Raw genomic sequence first — 22,218 nt, 5'->3', positions numbered from 1 at the left:
TCGCCCGCATTCCCTCTTTTTACTCAACTGGCCGGAATGGTCTGAACGAATCAAGGTACATTTTCCCGGTTCCCGTTTTCGTAATTCTCAGGATGTGCTTTTTATTCTCAAGCAAAGTTGCAAGGCGTACTTTTTTATAGGCCGTTGCTCCTGAGAAATTGATTGTGTCCGAGAATTTCCGGTGTACCCAATAATAATACCTACGGCCGCTGATCGCAATACCCGATAAACGCGTGAGCTCGGCTTGAGAAATGCTCAACCCGCCGCCTGACCAACCGTTGTCGGTAATCGTACCAGTACCTAGCGCGGTAACCACGTTTAGCGTATCGGTTTCCCCGGTCATATCCCGACGGCGGACAATATCAACTCGGAAAGCTGTTGCACTCGTGTACAAGAATCGAATCGTATACTCAGAGTCCAGATTTGCCGGGGCCGAAATTAAGGGAAAACGACGGTCGGCTCCGTTACTATCTGACCACGTCCGCATAGATTCAAGCGGTAAGCATTGGGCGTTGTAAATACGGATATAAAACTTATCTCCTGAATAAACGTTGGTCGTTCGACCTTCCCAGTTTTCCGGACGAATCCAAATAAACGAACCATCGGCAAGGGCTGCTTTTACGGGGTTTGCTGTGCTTTGCCCTGTTAAAATAGAACCGCTCACTGATCCGGTCAAATCATAGGTTTGTGAGACTTGCCCCGCCGTTCCGGTCATCGTAATAGTCAACACCTCGGGAACCTTCCATTTTCCAGGCGTGTACCGAATCATTGCCTCGCGTTTCGATGAGGCCGTATACGTATTAGCAGTATCAGCGTCAGGGTACCAAATGGAACAAAACGACTGTGTTGAGGGAGCCGCCCCGTCAATGGTAATTGTGGCATTCGCCCCGTCGCTTGCTTGCCCGTAAACAAGGTCAATCCCGTTACCCTCAAACTCAAATTCCACGTATTCACCGTCTGCGGTGGTCGCGGCACTCGCTAACACTTCGAGCGAATCTCGCTCATTGTTTTCGCTGGTCGCAGTCGTGACAAACTTGGTTTCGTCGCTCAGTTTAATTGCTGAGTCCAGATACTCGAAAACGGCCTCAGCTTGCGTAACCGGCTGACGTGTCGCCCAATTCAAACCAAGAGCATTCCAATCGAATGACGTAAAAAGGTCGTTTACAGGCGGGAAATGCTCAGCCACGGCCTTTGCTAGTACCTGTTGCCCGTTATTAAGCGGGTGAACGTCGCCGCTTGTGTAGTACCCACGCGTCGCCCATTCCTGAATATCGGCATCAGTTGAGTAGAAAGGAACGGTCTGAGCCGCTCCAAAATCACGCATGAAACGGGCAATATCAATGAACTCGCAATTGTATTTCTGAGCAAGGGCAAGTTCATTTTTATAGCCAGGGGAACCGGCTACTTTTTCGTAGGTGTTGGTGTACAACGAACAAGAGCAAATCGCAATATCGGCGGTCGTATGTTTCCGCAAATACTTGATTATTTCTTCGAGGGAGCTTTGGAACTGGCTTGTGTTATTGGTCCAAGTACTCATCTGGTCATTTAACCAGGTCGAAATAATAATCAGGTCCGGATCATAGGGTATGACTTGCCCCCAAAGATGTTTCTTGAAGTGTTTCGCCTGCTGACCACCAACGCCGCAATTCGTAACGTGGAAATTCGCGTACGGATATTTCTTTTCAAGTCCTACAAAATCCCGGCCGTCCGTTGTGCCGGTTACGCCCGTAATCAAAGGGCCTGAGCTCCACTGCTGAGCAACAATCGAATCGCCAAAATGACAAATCCGAACCTGATTGTCGAATTTTGGTTGAGCCGCTCCCTGACCGTCGATAGACATCGAAAGTAGTTTTGCTAGCGTCCTACGCATCCGGGAACCGTACGAAAGTTTATCGGTCCGAATATTTGCCGACGACCCGCCGCCGCCCGCGAGGGCTTGTTGTACAACATCTGTTGCAATTTGTTTTGCTTTTTCGTCAATGTTGAAAGGTAGGGAGTAGCCTTTTGCCGATCCGAAATAGACAACGGGCGTTGTGATATATCCCACCACTACGGTATCAAGGGCCGAACCTCCGTAACGCATCCGAATACGCAATTCCATTGCTTTCGTACCTGCGGGTACTGCAATGTTGTCGTACTTAGCGAAAACGGGCGACCCGACCACCGTTGCATCGAACCCCGGGGCGTTAGTCGTAAGCGTAGAAATAACAGTGGTTGCCTCCACGTTCGAATAGAACGTAAGGAAAGAGCCGTTCATAGCCACGTCTAACGAATCTCGTTGAATCCACAGGCCAAAGCTCATTTTGTCGGCTCCGAGCCCTTCGGTTGGAACTTGTAATTTTTGGTTGAGCTGAAAATCTGACGTGTAATTGTCTGAGCTACGTTTCGAAAGCGATATTTTCAACGCCCGGTAATTTGCAGGCATTGACTTTTCGACTACCTCGTACGGAGCTTGAAAGTTAGTACCCCCCGCTGCGGTCGCAATCCAAGGAGTAACTAAGCTCGTAGCTCCAACGGCTTGAGCTTTGAAGTTCTGATCCTTTACTGGGTTGTTTTGAATCGAGGCAATAGATAGAGTTGGATCGACCGGGTTCGCTTGTTTATCTGCTAAAATTGCCGCTGTTGCGGCGGCTGTTGCTCGGGCAGTATCGGCTGTAATCTGGCTATCGTAATACTCCTTTGCGGCCGCTAGAGCCTGATCGTAAACATTAAAGGGTACGGCTAACGCTTTTGAGTTACCGAACGCAATCATAACCCCACCAATCCACATATTTCGAACGGTATCTACCGCCGAGGAGGTTAAATATTTTGATCGAATGTTGACCTGTACCACTAGGGCGTTAGCGGGTACTGTTATGTTCTCGAACCGTACGAAAGTCCAGTCACCAACGGCCGTTTCAGTGAATACCGGGTTAACGCCGACATTCGAGCCTATAACCGTCGAGCCGCTAGCGTCCGAATAAAACGTAAAAAGGCTTTGCTCGAAGTTTACATCAGTCGTTTCGCGGGCGGCCCAATATCCAAACGACATTTTTGTCACCCCCTGCAAGTGCATAGGGATGGAGATTTTTTGTATAACCTGACGATCCGTTATGAAATTATCAGAGCTCCGTTTCGAGTGAGCAATTTTAATCGCCCGATTACCAACGGGGGAAACCTTATTTACGATCTCGATTGGGGCGGCAAACGTTCCGGTTCCGCCTGTATTAATTGACCACGGAGCCGCTACAGTAGTCGCCCCGAGTGTCTGACCTGCAAAAAGGGCATCCTTTACAACATTGTAAAAAGTTGCGTTTACCTCTTCGCGAGCGGTAAAATTTGAAACGTTCGGGATTTCGAAAGCCTCGACGCCGTTATAGATTAACGGAGCGAGAACGGCTTGCGTTTTTACCAGGGCGGGGGCGGCAAAGTTTACCGTTACTGACGACGATCCTGTATTGGTAATGTAAACATAAAAATCAATAAGCCCGTCGCTCGGATTTTGAACCGTTATCGGAGAAATGAAACGTAAATACTTCCAATCGCCGCCGACGCTCAGTAATTCGTAGGCACCATTGATCCCCGAATTGCTGGTTGATTGACGTACGCCCGCGTTGATCGTCAGGCTAGCCCCGGCGGGAATTTCCAGAAAGACCCCGCCCATAACTTTATCACCCGCGGCCAACGTGTATTTTCCTAGCTCAATACGCTGAGAAAAGTAGTTTACCCGTTCAGTCGAAGCAAGTACTAACTGAATAGCATAGTTGAAACCCCGGTAAGGTTTAAGGAAAGTAATACCGGGGTTCCCTACCTGACGAACGACAATCGGGTTGGTAAGGACTGATGCCGAAGAGTTCGAGGGCCGGATTTCGTATTTGTCGGGCGTTAGGTTTGAGGAGGCAATAAGGTTTGTCGATTCTTTAGGGTCGATAAACTGGCTAATTGCGGGCGACAAATACCACTGAGTACCGATTTTTTTAAGACGGTCACCAATCTTTACAACTTGTCCCGAGGCAAAGTTGAACCCTGCAAAATTTAGCGTCCCTCCAACCGTTACATCGAAAAACGCGGCCTCGGGATAAGCGGCTGAGCTTGCACCTAAGGAGGGCGAATTCGTAGTTGCGTTGTACGGTCCTTGCGGCTTTCCTTCTCCAATGGATTGGGCTGCAGCAATAGCCTGATTTTTCGCAGTAATCGCCGTTTGTTCGGCTGTTTGTGCCGCTATCAATAAATCTTCCAGTCCGAAATCGCCTACTCCAAAAAGAACTCCCATAGTATTGATATTTTGCCAGTGAACGAGTTAATTTTTTACTGTTTCGAGTTTGGTAATCAAGGGTAACATCTCCCGGGTAATCGCTTCCCGTTTATCGGCATCGGCCAGACATTCCTTAATGAGGTCGATTTGATCTTGATAAAAATCGAATTGGAAGGCTTGGCTTTTTGCCGGATTCCAGGTTATAAGGCCATCGCCAGAATCCTTCATTTCAAACTGCTGGATTTCGGACAGCGAGAATTCTATCAGATCCATTATTGACTTGGCTACAAGCATTTTTATTTTACCGCCCCGCTGGGGCAGTAGCGAAACGATAATCGCACGATCCGTTATGGTGAGTTCAAGCTGTGTCATCTTACCAGTTGTTGTCATAGTTACTTTGGATGTACCATTTGTTGTCTGGGGCGTAGACGATTGTCACGATGCTACCGCCATTGAATTGAAGGTTAGAGCTGGTACCTCTGATAGTATTAATTATATAGAAGGACTCGTTGCGCATGCTCACAAAGGCTATCGTCTTGCCGGGAGAGATGTTAGGGCTTGAAGAGACTTGAAAACTATTATCTAGTCCGCCTGAGGGAGGATTGTTCACAAATACGACGTCGTACAGATCAGGATTAATCGTTGTTAAGCCTGAGCCCGCACTGACGTGCAGATAAGGCTTTCCCGTTAATACGAGCTGGTCGAATTTTGCTTTACCTTCTACAATGATTGCGTAGTCCGCAGATCCGTTGCCTGAATTATAGAAGTAGCCGGCAGCCGTAATTCCCGTCGCCGCTGAGAATACGTTGGTACCAATGCGGGCCTTAACCGTGGAGCTTTCCAGAACTACGTTAGCCTGACCAATGAAAGCGTTCGACGCGTTCAGGTTGGATAGCCCCCCGTCAGCAATTCGCATATTGCCTATCTGGCCCTTGGTGGCGAAGAAAGTGCCATCGGCCAAAACCCGATAAGGGGCATTTCCTCGATTCTCGTAAGGAGTTCCTGCCCAAAAGCGAATAGATCCGTCAGCTGATGTATTAGAGCCAGAAATTCCAGCTTCTCCAACGTTATTTTCATTAAGTAACTCGATTCGTTTTCTGGCCCACATCTCACCGCCCTGGTTTACCCTGAATGGAGCGATACCCCGATTGCCGTACGAGGCTCCGGCCCAGAACCGAATAGAAGCGTCTGTAGTACCTTCTCCGGATATACCCGCCAGGATCGAACCGTTCACACCGGCCAGCTGGATGCGGCCAGAGGTGACAATCCCACCATCGATGGTCGTAACAGTATTATCGTAATAGGTACCTTCCACCCAATCGAGCGGATTGAACGCTTGACCTTCCAGCCGATTTGCTACCGATCGTAAAAGGATTTTGTCTTCTTTAAGCCAGATGTCGCCAATCTGGTAGGGTGGGACAGGGTTTGATGCCCCTACGAACGTAGTCCGCTTGCCGTCAGCCGTATCCTGCGCTTTGGCAGCATTGGCCAGGGCCGCCAGCGCATCCTTGTCTTTGATGGCATTCCAAGCGTTCGAGGCGCCATCATAGCGGAAGGCCTCGTTAGTGTTGGTTTTGTACCAGATGTCGCCCGTGTGCTGAGCGCGGTCTTCTGCGGGCCAGGTGGCGGGGTTTGTATCCTGAAACCAGGTCTCAACCTTTTTATCGATTTGCTCCTGGAGCTCTTCTTTATCGCCAGCGTAAACCACATCCACAAAGTCTTTCAGATCCTGATCAACTTCGGCAACGTCTTTTACCGTACCATCCGAGCGGATGAACTTGATGTAACCGGCTATCTCGCCAGCGTCCAAATCAAAGTAGGTAGTGCCGTCAAAGCTTTGGATCCGTCCCGTTTTGATGAACCGGCCGTTGATACTGGTAGCCCCGTACGTCAAACTGTACCAGCGAACGCCGAGCGTAGTATCCACCGCATGCAGAACACCTACCAGGAAGTGGTAGTAATTCGGGTCGTCGTCGGGCTTAATCTGGGCAGTTGAAAAAATGATGTTGCCATCGGAGTAATTCGTCTTGCTGCACTTGGCGTAGATGTAGCGGGCTGCATTGTCTGAGATCGTGTAGGTCTGAATCTGAATCTGCCAAGTGCGAATCGTTTCCTCAATCGTGTAGTGGGTGAGCGTTCCCGCATTCACCTTTACAACGTTGAAGTTGCCCTGATAGTTAGGCTCAATGACCACGTTTAGAATGAACTGCCCCGACTTGGCACCTACCACGAGCATCATCGTTTCGATGCTTTCGGGCTTGATGTGACCATCGGTAAAGTAGCCGTCCGTATCGAAAATCATGGACAGTAACTCCTGCGTGGTACGCCAGCCGTAACGGGCCCGGGCCGCATCGCGCAGGTCATTAATCCGGATGATCGTTTTCGTATCCGAATTATCGGCAATGATCCGCTCAATCAGCGTGACGTCGTACGTATCGGCGATGTTGACCGTATAGCGGTAGGGATAGCGCAAATCCCGATAGAAGGAAATGATGCGACTGGCCTTGTCGATGAAAAGGTCAGCATCCTTGATTTGCAACTGATCACCCAGGGCGTAGAAATTCGTCAGCGCTCCCTCCGAGGCAAAGTCTGAGAGGTACATCTCATCCACCTCAAGGCTGTACTGCACCCGAGGCGCTGAATTGTCATCCAGGTATTCCTGGGCTTTGGCCTGTAGTTCCGCTTCGGCAGTGGCCACGTAGCTATCAGGCATGACAATGTCAAGCAGCACATACTTATCACCTGCGGCAATCGAGAACGCCCCGGAATCACCCGGAAACTCAAGGCCCCGCTCATCCTTGAAGGGTAGGAGCGTGAAGGTTTTACTGGCGTGAGCGTATTTGGCAATCTCGAATTCGTAACCCGCCAAATTGCCAGTGTTGAAATGCACTTTTGCCGATACGCCCTGAATCAGCCACTTGGTTTGACTGACTTCTTTCCCGTTTACGGTCGTCGTGCTGCCGGGTACGATTTCACTTAGGTCGAAATCCATCCCTGCATCCGTGAAGGTGAGTTTATCACCGCCCAGTGCTGTCACGGTCCCCGTGCGGTGCGGATAGATTTCATCAAAGTTTTTCGAACCCTCGATAAGTCCAAAGGCGGCTTTGGCGGCGGCATTCTCTAAGTAGCTGCCTGACGTGTTCATCCGCAGCCGCGGCGAGAAATTCCGGTAATTGGACTTCAGGTTTTTCTCTCCCCCGAAGGCATAGAGGCGGGTAATGAAATTCTTATCGGAAACCGTCTCGCGCTTCAAATTGTACAGACCGCCGGCGCGGCCGTACTCATAAACGTGGCCAAGTAGCTGCCCAACCTTTTTAAAGCTCAGGGTTCGGTTTCCATTGCCCGACCGGATAATCTCGAACTCCGTGCTGTATTCCTGACAGATTTTTTGCAGTACGGCCAGACAGTTCTCATTCGAAAAGGAGAGGGTTTTGACAATGGACGGCTCAACGCTTCCCAGGGTCCACTTTGAACCGAACACCCGGGTGATATTATTGATGAGCACGTTAGCGAACATCTGCAGATCACCCGTCAGCGAGAATTCATTGGAGGTGTTTACGCCGTTGATGTCCGTATTGAAATACACGACTTTCAAAAGCTCGTATTGAGGGCCTTCAAAGGTGAGATCGTAGACGAACTTACGGGCGCTGTTTTTGCGGGCAACCGGCATGACGTTGAGTACGTACTCTTCACCGAAAGCGATTACCTTATCTCCAATTTCAATATCCAGGGGTGCGGTTGATTCAACCGAAACGATTACCCGATCTTCCCCCAAAAGCTCACGGTACTGCTGAGCCTTCGTCACGGTGATGACGGGCTCCTGCTGCATGAGTGGTAACTCAGTACCGTTGGCTTTTATGATTACAACTGATTCCATACAATGGGTGCGTTCGAGCTAAATCCGGTCATCTCTTCAATCATGCCAGCAACAATGATGTAATGATCTCCGCCGGTAGTGAAATTGTGGGAAACGGTTTTGTTGGTACCGTAGACGTTACGGGTTTTTGAGCCGTCACCCCAGTAAATGCTAGTCATCCATTTGGAAGTCAGCGTAATGGTAGCCGTACCAGTTCCGGTGAACTTGAGCACCCTTTTAACGGGTTCGGGCTCACGGAGCTTGAGAACGAACGTTCCTACCATAAGGTCATCCGACCATTTTTTCTGCAGGTTGACCGATTCCCGGCAGTACACTTCGTATACCAGAGGTTTGCTCGAGTGAACCTGAATCATCAGGCGCTGAGTACCCGGTTTGGTGAACTCAGCCAGGAAGTTTTTCACCCGATCCAGAAACTCATCCCGGCCTACGCCCTCAATGAAGCAGGAAAGGGAAATCTCACGGACATCGTAGCGCGGCCGGTTCAAATCAATTACTTCGCCGTGGTATTCGTCCCATTCCACCTTGAAGGGCTCCTTCATATTCAGGTTGTCAATTACCCCATCGGATTCTGACACCCAGACGCCAAAATCTTTGAAATTGCGTCCATTTACTGAGTAGGTAACTTCCATGTTTGCAACGGGAGGGGTAATGATCTCACCGGAATTAATGCCCTGGTAAATCGTCAAATCTTCATAACTGCTGTGACCCGTCCCGTTGAAAGGGTTGTCGTTGAGCAGACACCAGCCTGTAGGCGCTCCCCATTCGGGCGGAAACTCTTCTGATCCCACAAAGCGCGAGTTCAAATACACACTGACCTTATCGGTTTCCTGAATGATGGCCACGTAGGTCCAGCTCGTCATGGGGGAGTGTAAATCCACGTAGACGTAATTTCCTTCGCCGGGAAACTTGAAAAGAATCCAGGAAGCGTTTGGGCCATCCACAAACTCATCAGCGATCACCCAGCAGGTAAAAGTGTATTCGCCATCCAGTGGAATCAGCTTTTGGGTGATCTCCGCTCTTCCTTCGCCCGGAAAGTTGACCGCCCGATTTACCCGCCCTTGCGTGAACCGTGCTCCGATCAGAGCCGCGTTCGCCTGGTTGTCGGACTGGTCATGCGCTTCCTCCGATCCGTCCGGGTCGTTAAATGGGATATCCAGTATTTTATCGTTCTCTGCCATTATCCTGTAATTCCTTTCGAGCGTAAGGGGTCTGATGATTGAATCGAGCCCAACTTTTCATCAATGCTTTCCAAAAACCGCATATTGCGAGAATACGCTGCGATTTCGGTAAGCTGAGTTAGTGCCGTTTTCATGGTGAATAGCGTTTCTGCGCTATTGATGCGGATGGCGTTCATCTGGCCAGCGATAACCGAAGCCGTTTCCTCGGATACACCTTTGATAGCTCCGGAAAGGGCTGTATTGGCGGCATCTTTACCTGAGGCAGTCTTTTTGAAGATATCAAGTCCGTACGCGCTGGCAGACGATTGAGCGGCTTCGATACTGGCATAGAATTGTTTCCAAAGCTCGTCGGCCTGACCAAAGAAGCGGCCAAAGTCATCAATCCAGCTGCCGTCACCGGTTGGGCCGTAACTGGCAATCATTTCGTCCTGGAGCTTTTTAAAGCTCGCTGAGAAGACCTGATTAAAAATGAGCTGGGAGAGCATATCCTCTAAAATCTTGGAAACACTATCACCGAAGGCCTGAGCAGCATCTGTACCTTCTTTGAAGGCCGTTACCAGTGAATCCCGTAGCGTATTGCCCAAGGAGCCGGCCAGCTCAGAAACGACGTTCTTAACCTGCTCCTTGGCTTCTTCAATTTGCTGCATCCACTCAATCGTGTTTTGCAACAGGAGTTTCGTATTCTCATCCACCAGGTTCTGATCAATGAGAGTCTGAGCTAGTTCTTCGTCGAGTTCTTCCCAGCCGTCGGCGGCTTCTTTGACCAGGTCCGGATACATTTCAAGCAGGGAACCCCACTCATCCTTTTTCTTCTTGCCTCCAAAGAGTCCTACGATGCCCCCAACAATACCACCGGCGATAGCTCCAACCGCAGTTCCAATAACGGGGACAATTGAGCCGATAGCCGCCCCGGCTGCTGCACCTGCTCCAATGCCTTTGCCAATGTTGGCCCCGTCTACCGCGTTTTTCTGGCCGGCTTTGGCCCGTCCATTGGTGAGCTTATCTAATGCTTCCTGATATCCCTCGTTGGCATCATTGAGCTTAGCAATACCGTCCTTAAGCCGGCCTTGGAAATCCTTAACGAAAACCGATTCATTCAGTTCGGATTGCAGCCCAACCTGGTCATTGAGAAGAATGTTGTATTGCTGTTGCTGGGAGATGACTGAGCGGTAGTACTCTTCTTCTGCCTGTTTACGCTGGCGAGCTGAAGAAGCAATGATGTCAATCAAGCCAATCACACCCGAGATGCCGGCAGCGATTTTATCCGTTTTGGAAGCTGATTCGTCAAAGGCAATCGTTACCAGGTTGGCCTGGGAGGAAATGCCCGAAAGCAATCGGCCCGTTTCACCTAAGCCGCCGTTTACCTGCGAAAGGGCTTCCCCTAGATCACCCATTAAACTTGCGAAAACGCGGTAATCATCAAGTCGGTCTTTGTCAAGCTGGGGTTGTAGATTCTTTAATTCCGCTGTGTACTTTTTATAATACTCGCTTTCCTGAAGCCCTTTTTTCTTAAGTTCGGCCAAGTACTCATTTAATTGCTTGATTCGTATTTTCAGAGCCTCTCTTCCGCGTTCGGTAATTTCTTGGTTTAGCGCTTTAAAGGCCTGAGAAGCTTCGGCTTGTTGAATGGCCAGTTCTTCGTATTCACGCTTTTCAGCCGTGTTGATAGACTTTAAAGCTTTCTGATATTCGGCCCCTCGATCGTTGTTGAACTTTTTCTCAAGAGCCGCTCTGAGGTCAGCGTATTTCTTCGAAACCGCGAGTCGTTGCTCTTCGGATCCGAGGACCTGATTGAGGAATTGCGCCAGCTGCTCTTTACGCTGCTTTTCGGTTGTATTGATTTCCTCAGCTAGTGCCTGTCGGGCTTCAAAGCCGTAATCAGTAGTGTCGCCTTCCAGGCTGTCCTGTTTCGCTTTTAATTCGGTCAGGTAGTCCGTGAGGTTCTTCGCTTCATCTTTGGCACGGGTAAGGCTTTCCCGGAACAGATCAATGGCCGTTTTAGCACCCGTGGCTTCCTGATACTGGATATTCAACGAGACTAGGTTCTTTGAGCCTTCTACGGAAATAGTACCTTCGTCCTCTAGGGCTTTGAGCTTACCGATCTCATTTTTGAGGTAATCAGCGTACGTGTTACCATTTTTGAGCAAATCGCTGAACCGCTCGTCGGCGGATTGCTTGTCGACGAATTCAACCCATTTCGTATAGAGTTCGTACTGCTTTTTCTTCTCAGCGAGTTCATCCTCAAAGGTTTTCACCTCAAGGGTTTTCCGGATCGCGGCCGCTTTGCGTTCAGCATCCAGTTTAATGGCGTTTTGCCGGGCTAGTACCCCTTTATTGGTTTCAGGGGTTTTATCGATAACCTCCTGGGCTTTCTTAGCTACGTTTTCCCAGTAGGAAAGACTACCCATCGGACCAACCTTTTCCGCATCTTTATCGGCTTTAGTCTTCTGACCCGTCAACCGGTTACGGGATTTCTCGAGGGCATCAATTTGCTTCTGGAACTTATCAAACTCGGCCCGGGAGGTAGCACTCTGGGCCTGCTGCTCTTTCAGAGATTTAATCTGAGCGTCGTACCATTCAACTGTTTTAGCTACGGCTTTCTGATTGCCGCCTTCGGTAGATGTGGTAGCCTTGCCAACCTCGGAAATCGTTTTAACCCGCTCCTTGAGCTTTGCCTGTAGTTTTTCCTCATTGGCATAAACCTCGTCATTATACTTTCTAAGCTCGCGGTCAGTTTCTTGGGCAAAGTTTCTATTTGTAGAAGGAACACCTGTAATACTACCCGTTTGAGTAGACCCTAGTGCCAGAGCTTTAGAGAGTGGTAAATCAAATTTTCCTTCTTTGGCCTGTCTTTGCCGATCAATAGATTCAGTCAACTCCTTTTCAATCTCCTGAAGCTCAAGCTTACGCTTCAATGCATTGACGTAAGAATCAATGGCTTTTGTGCCGTCAGCGGTAGCGACGTTTTCAAGCGTTAATGCCTTGAGGTGATCTGGTGATAAGCGGATAAGTTCCTGAAGTTTATTGTTACGCTCTTCCCGACTTAGGTTCTCATTAGTAATCTGGGTTTTAAGGATCTCAATCTTGGCAATTTCAGAGGATGCTTGTTCCGTAGCCCGGTTCATGGCCTCACTTAAACGTTCCTGTACCTTTTCGGCTTCGGTAGCTTCGTTTCTGAAAAATACCACCGCAGTAACCAAACCGGTTAACAGAGTTGCGGCAACTATGTACGGATTGGCTAGGAGAGTGGCGTTAAAAGCTGTTTGTGCTTTAGTAGCGGCTTGAGAAGCGATAGCTTGGGCTGTCTGAGCAAGAGTTAGCTGCTTGGTAACTTGAACGGCCACCATGCTAGCTCCGTTGAACTTTTTGATGGTTTCAACAGTCGTCATTGAGGCCCTAATCCCTTCAACAACAGAAACGGCTATTACAGCTGTACGGTAAGAACCATAAGTGGCCACCATCACTTTGAGGACATCAATGACCTTCTCGTAATTCTCAACTAGGGCAGAAGCTGCACCAATTCCTGAATTGAGCAGTCCTTCGTTGCTCTTACCAATTTCATTGAGCATGGCATCCCAGGCATCAGCCAACTGAGCGGTAAGGCCTGTCAAGGATTTAGACTGAGCTTCCATGAGTCCGCCGAACATCGAACCGCTTTTGGTCAGATTATCGATGACCTTTTGCACCTCTGGAAAACCTACTTTCCCCTGTTCGACCAGGTCTTTGACTTTACTTTCGGCTACCCCGAACTGCTTGGCCAGTTCCCGAATCATCGGAATACCGCGACCCGTGAACTGGTTTAAATCCTGCGTATACAGACGGCCCTGAGTCATCGTGGTACCGTACAAATACACAATATCGTTTAATGGGGCGCCAATACCCGAGGCAATGTCCCCAAGCTTGGTAAGCGTCGGAATAATCTTCTCGGCCTGCTCTCCATATGCAAGTAGCTGCTTAGCTCCCTGAGCCGTATCAGATAAACCATACGGGGTTTTAGCGGCAAACTGGGCAACATCAGCAATCAGCGCATCGGCTTTTGCCTTACTCCCCAACATGGTGGTAAAGGCAATCTCCAATTGCTGGTATTGACCTCTTACCTTAATGATTTCACCGGGAAGCTGCTGAAGGGATGCAAACGTCAAATAGCCAGCAGCCAACTGGCTCATCATCTTGAAGCTCTGGCCAATCCTGTCGTTTTCGGAGCGTACCGTACGGGAATAGCCTTCAAAGCCCCGTTGAGCATCGCTGATTTGACGGTTCAGGATAGGAGGTAAGCCGCGAATTGAACCCAAAGCTCCATCAAAGGCTCTTACCTCGCTTCTGGCTTTACTCATCTGGCCGGGAACATCGCTCAGCTGAGTAGTAAAGTGTACTGCAGATTGACTAATGCCCTTGAAACCCTTGTCGATTTTGCCCGTTTCGTTGGTAACGTACGTTCCGAAACCCAGGATACGACGTTGCATCTCGTCAATCTTTCGATTGAAAAAACTATCGTCGATATCGGCTTCAAAATCGAGTGGTCCCGAATTGTTCATGAGTCAAGACTATTGATGTAATTCATGATGTCCTTGGCATTCTGCTTGGTCAGCTTTTTCTTTTCCTTGACCTCTTTCTCTTCCGGCTTAGGCATCTCGTAGCCAGGGGCATCGATGAGAACTCGTTGCATGATTGGCCAGCGAAGTCCCCAGTGCAGGTATTCCCATGACCAGCCATAATGCGCACAAATGGCCCCGCGCGTACCAAAAGGGCTTTTTAGGCCTTTGGCTCCTTCTTCTCTATCAGATCCGGAGCTGTCGCCCTTGGGTTTGTGGACATCAATCTGATAGAGTTTGTAAAATCCGCGATGTTGCTCATCGTGTTGATCAATAGAGCAATCTGGAATAGCTTGGAAGGGGTTACCCGCCAAAGCAGATACTGCGTCAACACACCCGAGAACAGAGCTATTTTTAGCTTACCGTTGAGAATGCACAGGGCGATGATGCGAGCACAGCGTTTGGCATTCACCAGGGCCAGTCGTTTCGATTCGCCGAGCGGGTCCTCCTTGATTCGCTCGTCCGAGAAATCCATTCGGATGTACTCGGCAGTGATATAGTCCAGAGTGCCTAAATAGGGTTGCTGGATAATGAAGGTTCGCTCTTTCTTTTTACTCAGGAAGCGTAGCCAGCTCCGAATGGGCGTCTTGAATTTGACGCCGTTTTCGATGAGTATGTCGAGCTCTTGTTTTTCAGCCTGTAAGGCATCAAACACTTCAGGATTGACCTCCATAGGTGGGTAATTACATAAAAGCCCCAGAGTGATCCAGGGCTTTTAAAGTCGGGGAGAATTAAGCCGGATTGGTTGCCTGCATCGTACCGACACCGGCCTTTTTGGGCTTTAGCGGCACAACGGAAATGTCAACCAGGAACATACCTTTACGGCTAAACTGGGCATTTACTTTGGCTACCAGTGAGCCGCGAGGAATGGTGATCACTAAACCTTCGTGAGGTGTGATTTTAACCGTCTGTTCGATAGAAGGGGTGACATCCGGAGCACTCCATGTTTTCGGAGTACCGGATGAAACGGTACCTCCAAAGATTTTTTGAAGCGTTTCCGCGTCGGGATCCATGAGTTGCCAGGCGAACGTAGTCCGGCCTTTTTTCATTTTCCGCACGATGGGGTCTTCAACCTCTTCGGCGAAAAACTCATTGATTTCCGGATCATCCTGCGTCATCGTACAAGAATCTTCGAACGTGTATCCCAGGGAAGTAAGGGTTGTGCCGGGACCTCCGTCACCAGCTACGGCGCCTACTTCAATTGAGGCTAAACCTAACGTAACAACGCTTGCCATATCAATTTGAAAATAAGGTGATTACGAATTATGAAACTTGAACTCGATTCTAAGATTCAAGTAATGCTGATTGATTTCCGGCTCTCGGAACGTCGTTTGATTGCTAATCCAGAAATTCCATTTTTCGGATGAGTACCGCTCTTGTAAAGCAGGAACTACGAGGGCAGTAAGCGCTTTTAGGCGGGTGGTATTAGGCTGATACTGGTTCTTTCCGTTGATCTTAATCTGGATATCGGGCACGTACACGTTTACGTTTGCTGTACTGCGTTGTACGGAGCCTTGGTCAATAGGGAGAGAGTTAATTACCACATCTTCCAGCTTGGAATCATCAGGCCGGATTTGTTTGTATAGCCCACCAGACACAGCGGCTTTGACAGCAGATGTAGCCAGTATAGAGTACAATATATCTTCCTGATCAAAGGTGGTTCTCATGCTGCGATTTGCAATTTCAGATCCCGGATCATTCGGGGAAACTCTTTTTCAGCCAGGTGCTCAGCAGAGCTTAATACGTCAAAGCCTTTCGATTCCACTGCAGCCGCGTAATTCATACCAGCCACTACAATGAGTGCATATCCGGTATTGTGCTGCTTAGCTAATTCTCTGGCTAGACCCCTGCCAATCTTTACGCCGTCCTCATCACTTTCAACCGTTCCCGTAACCGACTTGACAAAGGAAGAAGCTATCGTCCTGCCGTTTTTGACAATGATGTAGCCAATACTGTTTCGAAGGTTACCGGTCTGATCCTGATAGGTATTAACCGAGCGCGCATGGTTTACGCACATTTCACCCAGATACATCAGCGTCGCTAGAATAGCCTGCTCAATGCGGTCTCTCCGTTGCACAAACGTTGACCGGATTTCTGCCTTGGTGAACTTCGGCTTTATACCCATATCCGGGAGTGTAACTGGTCTTTTGAGAAACGTTTAACAGTCGCTGATAAACGAACCTCTGAACCGTCTCGGACTTCAACCCTGGTCCCGGCTTCCACCTTGGGTGCTTTTTTAGGCAACTGGATGAGCGATTCAAACCGATAAGACGACCCATCAACCAGATTAATGCTCTGGCCCTTAGAGTTAGATTCGTCCCGGCATTTTGAAACGTTTACCCACTCAGACGTACCTTCTAGCCAGTCTCCGTTACCATTCTGGTAGCTTTCACTGACTTGAAATACCCAAAGCTCGTATGCATACTGCTTCACCATAGCTTCGAGCGATCCTGTACAACCGGAGCTGCAGTGAAAACATTTTCGATTTCCAACTGAGCACATAGGTAGTTGTAATACGTAAGCAGGCTGTTACGGTCGTATTTGACTGAAAAGCCGCCCTCAGTTACATCAGCTCGATTCAACAAAACGGGTATGTAATGGGCGATGATTAGGTCAATATCCTTCTTACGACCTTTGCTATACGTAGCATCGCCGTTTAAGTCCGAGTCGGTGAGTAGAGTCTCCACCTTAACGGCCGAGAGCTCTACATCCAACTCAGAAAACCTATCAACCAAAACTTCCCGTATTGTTGCCATATAGGGTACTCCGTTAGTCCAGTAAAGGATTCGAACCGCCTGTACCATTTACCTCTCCACCCTCGCCGGTATTATCGGCAGGAGGGGTAGGTTCTGCCTGTACTAATTCCCAGTCAGCGTCGGCAAATTTTCCGTTCTTAGCCTTGCCCTTTACTGCCTTGAAAACTTCCTGGCCCTTATTCCAAATATCTCCGATTTTGTACGGAGGTACTGGGACTTCAGTGAAAACGGTCTGCTTGTCCTCATCGGTTTTACTAGGGTCTGAGGCTTTTTCGCCGCCTTTTTGCTGGATCAAGCCAAGACCGGTTAAAGTCTCCAGACGCTGACCATCAAAGCTTACTTCTTCGCCTACTTCGTACTTCTTATCGAAGTTGTCCTTATCGCGGAATTCCTGAAGTACTACGTATGTTGACTTTGCCATTATGCCTGAACGGTTTTAGTGTTCAACAGATAAATACCTTCCGCTACGATCACCGGAACAACGCGGGCCTGAGAGCTGGTAAACTCAGCCAGGGGCTTGTTCGTACGGTATTTAGATACCAGAATGTATTCTTCTGATTCTTCATACGTAACACCTGATACGGGATGGTTTTTCTCAGCCAGGGTAGCGTAGGTAAGCGTTCCGACTTGAGGACTGGTGATAGCCACAAAAGCACCTTCTTCCCAAGGCTTGTACGAGGTCTGAACGCCGTTTTTCTCGAAGATTACTGAACGGTCTACCAGTTCAATCGTGGCTCCAAACTTCCGCTGCAAAACTTCATTCACCTGCTCTAAATCAGGAATCGGCATACTCGTGCCGACAAATCCTTTAATAAAAGCATACTGCTCTTTCACTTGAGTGGTAGCCGCCATATTCCGGAACGCGAAGCTGTCCGTGTAGAATTTGGTGATGGCCCGGCCGTCTTTCTTCGACTTGTCGATCATCTTTTGGAGATCATCAAGCGGTTTAGCCGTTGCAGGCGTTGACCACAGCGTACTAACGCCAAACTTGTTAGCCGTCAAATAACCGTAATCCAGGCGAATACCTACCCCTACGTTCTTATCGTCCTCTACCAGACCAACGCCCGTAGAAAGACCCTGCAGGAAAATAGCTTCGTTACGCTCGTGAACGCCTGTGATTGCTTTGGACGTATCAGCAAACAACTTGGTAAGGATTTGTTGCTCAGAAGCTTTTAAAGCCACCAGCGTATCCAGATCCGTGAGTTGTTGCTCCGTAAGCTTAAGCTCCATACCCATTTTAGGAATGTCGCCAGCCGCTTTACCGATCGAATCCCGGCTTTTCAGGGGCAATACCGAATCCATGGCTACGATGTCGGCCATAACCCGGGTGTTCGATGCGGAAAGAGCTTCCCACTTACCGGAGACAGAGAAGTCTCTACGTAAAAGCGTTTTGTGCAAATACGTTAAAGGATTACCCGTACCGTTTACCCGCTCGGTGATACTGATTACAATTGCCGGGAAGTATTTTCTTACCCAATCAATGAAAAGTGACTGTTCCATCTAATTAGTCCTCCCGGAAATCGATAAGCGGCAGAGCGGTTTTGACGGCTGCCAAGATTGATGACATTGAAAAAGGGGCCGCTGCCGGGTTCACGCGACCGCGTGTCACGATACCCGCCATTGCTTTTTTGGTTGGAATGCTGGAAATCAGAACACCAACGTACTCATGCCCGGTAGGTAAAGCGGCATAAGCCGTAGCTCCGCCGTTCAAAGGCATGGGCTTGTAATCTTTGGTAGCGGTTTCCATGATGATTACGTGTCCGGCCTGAATAACCGCAGGCGTAAACCCTGTAACATTCAAAGATCGACCGCCCGGAATGGTATCAAGTACCAGGGGGACAACTACGGAGTCCTTACCTGAGACGATTGACACAGAATCGTTGTTAAGATTCGTTGTTGCCATATTTAAATCGCGTTCATTACGCCCTTAACGACAGCATCGTCCTTCGATGCCACCTTAACAGAGCTAGATCCTGACTGAGCGGGTTTTGTAACGCTGCCAAGTCCAGTGTTAGCTTCTGTTTGCTGGTGCTCCGCTCCGTCGGTTTTCACGTCTTCCAAGTAAGCATTGAAGTCATCGTCAGTGGCAAAAGCCATTCTGGCATAATTCTTCTCAACCGTCTTCTTGTACGCATCCGAAAAGCCCGAAAGCACTTCAGCGAGTTTACCTTTCCGAGTATCTGTTGTCTTGCCCGTTTCAATTGCACTGATTTTTTCGGCCATTTTTTGGTTTTCCTCAATCAGCTTTTTGGCCCAGGCAGGCGTATCATCAGGTACGTCGGTTTTCTTTTCTGGTTCCTCTTTCTTTTCAGGCTCGGCCCCTTTGCCTGTTTCCTTTTTGGCTTTTTCGACAGCTTCGTTAACGCGCTTATCTGCATCGCCCTGGAACGCTTTGAGAAGATCTTCGACCCCACCAATGGCATTGTCAATCTCTTCTGCTTTTGTAACGGTTTTTGCTAAGAAGTCGGCCACCCCGTCAAAAGCCTTGTCCGTAAAACCCAAGTTTTTATACTTGTTTTTTAACGCTTCTAAAATCTCTTTTTTCATACGTTTTGAATACGTTACATATTCTTGTGTATACGATATTTAATAGCTGGTCACAAAAATATAAATAAAAAATACTTTGCAAATAATTTTTGATACTTTTGTTTGTATTAAATAACTGATAATCATATAGTTATATACAATTATAGATCTAATTATGTATATAATTATGGGTCTTTATTTTGGTTAATAAGGCTTGAAAATAAGATTATTAAGTGGTTGTTTATTGGATATAAATCGGTTTAATACAAGAATTAAAACTTGTAAAAATATTCCCAAATGGCTGACAAAAAGTACTTCGCAATTGAGCAGATAAACGGAACGCCGACCAGCGTTCAGGAGATTTCTGCCGATAAGTACCAACAGGCAGTAAAAGGAGAGACGCCGGGTAAGCAAATCAAGATTAAGCTCTTCGAGGGTAACGCAACCGGCCTCAAAGCGCAGGTTGGCAACGTAGCTGAAGGCTCAAAATTGGATTGGTCGATTTATGAAGGAGATGCCTACGTAGCCAATCCTAACTTCATCGACGGGGATAGGGGGAATTTAATGGTTCTAAATTCCTTCGTGGAAATCAACCTTAGCCCTTTCAGGAATAAGCTGCGTAACGGGGTAAGTTATCGACTGTACCTGGCCCTGCCTGGCGTACAAGGGTCAGAGGCATACATTGATTTTACGTACGAAGCCGAAGAGCAGGGTAAGAAAATTGAGATTCATAACGCTGAAATGGAGGGATATTCTGTATTGGCGGGTCTATCCAACTACAGCTCTGCAGAACGCTTTAATTGGTCAGTAAGCAGGGGTGACGCTTACAAAGGCGGCGAATTCATTCATGGTTGGAACGACGGCCGTTTGAAAGTGGATGCTGAAGGTGATATCGAAGTATCCTTGTACGATAAACGAGAGGTTTTGAAGGATGGCGAGACGTTACGGCTCTATATAAACGACTACGCCAATCCAAAGGAAACCGAAAACTTCGCGGAATTCACCTACAAAGCTCCAATCGTAGAAGAGCCCGATGAAACTGGCGAGCACAGCCAGCCGGGAAAGCCTAACGGGCCTAATAAGCCCGTAGAACCGCAACCCGAAACTCAAGAGGGTGAAATACGAGCTATCAAGTACGACCCTTCCAAAGGATTAGAGCAAATCCCCGTTTACCGTTTGGCAGATGGGGCGATCAACATTCTGCAATCCAATGTACCCTTTGCCATTCAAGCTGATTTTGCCCGTAAAGGCATGATCAGCCATGTGCATTTGAACCTTGATGCAGACTATGGTGGTATTTATCACAAAGAATGGAACCCCAAAGGTATCACCTGGGCACGAGTAGGGGAGCTGATTAAAGAATACAACATTCCGGAACACGTAGGTGCTTACCGGATGATGTACCAAAATGCCTTGGATGACGTTTGGCCCCGCAAGCCGCGTCTAGCGAACGGCGAGGAAGATCCTAACCCCTGGCCCAACAGTCAGCAGGAAGTAAACGAACGGGTAGCTGGCTACTTGATGGACCTTGTTCAAGCCATTGGGTGGGATAAACGGCCAGCTAATCATATTCTTGACGTAGACTGGGAATCAGGGGATTTCTTCACCTACGGCGGGGTAGTCAGTACGGCCAAAGCTATTAAATACGCCACGGACAAGTACGACAACCTTCGCATACTCGTATACTCTGGTTCGCATAATAACTCAGCGGTTGAAGGTGGCGGCAGTCCTGCACACCCAGAAAAACATATCGGCCCAACGCCTCGCTTCGAGATGTTTCGGGATGCCGGCGTTGATATTTTCCAAGGTACCGTCCCCTATTTCCGTACGCCGCGGCAGGAATGGGATAACCCTCAGCATTATGGCTCGGTGATCGGTGAAGGCAAACCATACTCTTCGGAAAAAGAGTACGGGCTAAAATCCATTATCAAATCCATTGGTGCTAAAATTGACTGGACCGATAATTTCTTCCGTACGCTGCCCGCTAGCTTAAGAGCTTCTGTTTTTGAGTGGTATATGTCGACTTATGAAGGCGGTGATAATGGGGGTGAGCGCCGATACTACATTGAAAACGGTCAGAAGATTTGGTGGTCTTCGTTCAACTGGCTTGAAATTGGCGAATGGATTCAAGAAAGCCTTCCCGTTTGGGCGGGCGTTATGGGTACATTCCGCTTTGGAGGTGGCGCTTACTTATGGACAGATGGTCGCCCCTGGTTAGCTTCCAACTACGCCTTAGAGCTGGGCAAAGCTCGCCTGTATTCCTATAACGAGTTCCTGAATAACCCGGCTACCCAATACAACATCCAGCTTGAATTCACACTCGACGGCGGCAAGACCTGGGTGAAGGACACACCACGTACCGGAACAAACCCAGATGCACACTTGGAACCTCGCGGTTATATCCGGGGAGCCTCTTTGAATGGCAAACTCTGGGTGGTGGCTACTGCTGGTCAGCCCTTCCATAACGCGGGTAAATCGCAACAGGTGCTTATTCGGCACAACGGAAAGACGTTCAGCCGGACGCTCGAGCCGCTTACCGTTCACTCATTTACTGCTGAAATCTGATGGAAAAGATCAGCACCTTCGTAAGCTACAAAGAGGCTACATCCAGTGCTACGGCGGCTCGACTAGGTATTGATAATACACCTGGCACTGAGACGCTGAAACGTATGGCGTATGTAGCCGACCGGGTGCATACGCCGCTTCGAGAACACTTCAATATACCCATCCCAGTTACATCCTTTTACCGGTCTTCTAAGCTGAATTCCGCTATTGGCGGCGCTCGCAGCTCACAACATGTAAAAGGTGAAGCGATGGACTTGGACCTTGGCTCGGGCGTAAACGGCACACGGAATCGGGACCTTTTCGACTATATCCGAAAATACCTGGCTTTTGATCAACTCATCTGGGAGTTTGGCACAGACGAAGATCCTGACTGGGTGCATGTATCTCTCGCAAAAGAGGGCAACAGACGTGAAATACTCAAGGCTACGAAAGTAGCTGGTAAGACGGTCTACGCGCCGTTCAAATAACCTTTTGCATATCCCACACACGC

Annotated in this window: 17 protein-coding genes; 2 read left to right on the top strand and 15 right to left on the bottom strand. The window is 48.7% G+C overall.

From position 1 onward, the window contains the following. Nucleotides 1-19 precede the first annotated feature (19 nt). From C5O19_RS11470 to C5O19_RS11400, 15 genes are all read right to left on the bottom strand, one after another. Complete coding sequence (locus tag C5O19_RS11470; protein ID WP_104712231.1) at nucleotides 20-4,252, bottom strand: SGNH/GDSL hydrolase family protein; 4,233 nt, start codon at nucleotides 4,250-4,252, stop codon at nucleotides 20-22. A gap of 27 nt (nucleotides 4,253-4,279) precedes the next feature. After that, nucleotides 4,280-4,624, bottom strand: a complete 345-nt coding sequence (locus C5O19_RS11465; RefSeq protein ID WP_133163351.1) for a hypothetical protein — start codon at nucleotides 4,622-4,624, stop codon at nucleotides 4,280-4,282. Continuing rightward, a complete protein-coding gene (locus C5O19_RS11460; protein ID WP_104712226.1) occupies nucleotides 4,608-8,111 on the bottom strand; it encodes a hypothetical protein in 3,504 nt (1,167 codons plus the stop codon). Before C5O19_RS11460 ends, C5O19_RS11465 begins: the two co-directional genes overlap by 17 nt. Further along, the gene (locus C5O19_RS11455; RefSeq protein WP_104712224.1) at nucleotides 8,096-9,289 is read right to left on the bottom strand and encodes a hypothetical protein; all 1,194 of its coding nucleotides are present in this window, start codon (nucleotides 9,287-9,289) and stop codon (nucleotides 8,096-8,098) included. Before C5O19_RS11455 ends, C5O19_RS11460 begins: the two co-directional genes overlap by 16 nt. After that, the gene (locus C5O19_RS11450; protein WP_104712222.1) at nucleotides 9,289-13,824 is read right to left on the bottom strand and encodes a tape measure protein; all 4,536 of its coding nucleotides are present in this window, start codon (nucleotides 13,822-13,824) and stop codon (nucleotides 9,289-9,291) included. The genes C5O19_RS11455 and C5O19_RS11450 overlap by 1 nt, the downstream gene beginning before the upstream one ends. Continuing rightward, nucleotides 13,821-13,955, bottom strand: coding sequence for a hypothetical protein (locus C5O19_RS26360; protein WP_255157692.1), 135 nt, complete (start codon nucleotides 13,953-13,955; stop codon nucleotides 13,821-13,823). The genes C5O19_RS11450 and C5O19_RS26360 overlap by 4 nt, the downstream gene beginning before the upstream one ends. An 86-nt stretch (nucleotides 13,956-14,041) precedes the next feature. Further along, nucleotides 14,042-14,554: a hypothetical protein gene (locus tag C5O19_RS26020; protein WP_165795895.1), complete on the bottom strand. Its 513-nt coding sequence runs from the start codon at nucleotides 14,552-14,554 to the stop codon at nucleotides 14,042-14,044. 58 nt (nucleotides 14,555-14,612) lie between these two features. After that, on the bottom strand, nucleotides 14,613-15,116 hold the full coding sequence (locus tag C5O19_RS11440; protein WP_104712219.1) for a hypothetical protein: 504 nt from the start codon (nucleotides 15,114-15,116) through the stop codon (nucleotides 14,613-14,615). 21 nt (nucleotides 15,117-15,137) lie between these two features. After that, entirely contained in the window at nucleotides 15,138-15,548 is a 411-nt protein-coding gene (locus C5O19_RS11435; protein ID WP_104712216.1) for a hypothetical protein, read from the bottom strand. After that, nucleotides 15,545-16,006 (bottom strand): hypothetical protein, encoded by a 462-nt coding sequence (locus tag C5O19_RS11430; RefSeq protein ID WP_104712214.1) that lies wholly within the window; start codon nucleotides 16,004-16,006, stop codon nucleotides 15,545-15,547. Before C5O19_RS11430 ends, C5O19_RS11435 begins: the two co-directional genes overlap by 4 nt. Nucleotides 16,007-16,310: 304 nt before the next feature. Continuing rightward, nucleotides 16,311-16,637: a DUF6706 family protein gene (locus tag C5O19_RS11420; RefSeq protein ID WP_104712210.1), complete on the bottom strand. Its 327-nt coding sequence runs from the start codon at nucleotides 16,635-16,637 to the stop codon at nucleotides 16,311-16,313. A gap of 13 nt (nucleotides 16,638-16,650) precedes the next feature. Continuing rightward, nucleotides 16,651-17,058, bottom strand: coding sequence for a hypothetical protein (locus C5O19_RS11415; protein ID WP_104712207.1), 408 nt, complete (start codon nucleotides 17,056-17,058; stop codon nucleotides 16,651-16,653). Further along, entirely contained in the window at nucleotides 17,058-18,137 is a 1,080-nt protein-coding gene (locus C5O19_RS11410) for a major capsid protein (RefSeq protein WP_104712205.1), read from the bottom strand. Before C5O19_RS11410 ends, C5O19_RS11415 begins: the two co-directional genes overlap by 1 nt. A gap of 4 nt (nucleotides 18,138-18,141) precedes the next feature. Further along, nucleotides 18,142-18,540 (bottom strand): hypothetical protein, encoded by a 399-nt coding sequence (locus C5O19_RS11405; protein ID WP_104712202.1) that lies wholly within the window; start codon nucleotides 18,538-18,540, stop codon nucleotides 18,142-18,144. A 2-nt stretch (nucleotides 18,541-18,542) separates the two neighbouring features. Next, nucleotides 18,543-19,184 (bottom strand): hypothetical protein, encoded by a 642-nt coding sequence (locus C5O19_RS11400; protein WP_104712199.1) that lies wholly within the window; start codon nucleotides 19,182-19,184, stop codon nucleotides 18,543-18,545. Nucleotides 19,185-19,460: 276 nt separating this feature from the next. On the opposite strand from C5O19_RS11400, the gene C5O19_RS11395 reads away from it, so the two are divergent. Beyond that, a complete protein-coding gene (locus C5O19_RS11395; RefSeq protein ID WP_104712197.1) occupies nucleotides 19,461-21,728 on the top strand; it encodes a hypothetical protein in 2,268 nt (755 codons plus the stop codon). Then, complete coding sequence (locus C5O19_RS11390) at nucleotides 21,728-22,195, top strand: D-Ala-D-Ala carboxypeptidase family metallohydrolase (protein WP_104712195.1); 468 nt, start codon at nucleotides 21,728-21,730, stop codon at nucleotides 22,193-22,195. The genes C5O19_RS11395 and C5O19_RS11390 overlap by 1 nt, the downstream gene beginning before the upstream one ends. Nucleotides 22,196-22,218 lie beyond the last annotated feature (23 nt).

The sequence above is a fragment of the Siphonobacter curvatus genome (assembly GCF_002943425.1).
Lineage (GTDB): Bacteria > Bacteroidota > Bacteroidia > Cytophagales > Spirosomataceae > Siphonobacter > Siphonobacter curvatus.
The sequence above is the reverse complement of the archived record's forward strand: the minus strand, read 5'-3'. Positions and strand labels throughout refer to the sequence as shown.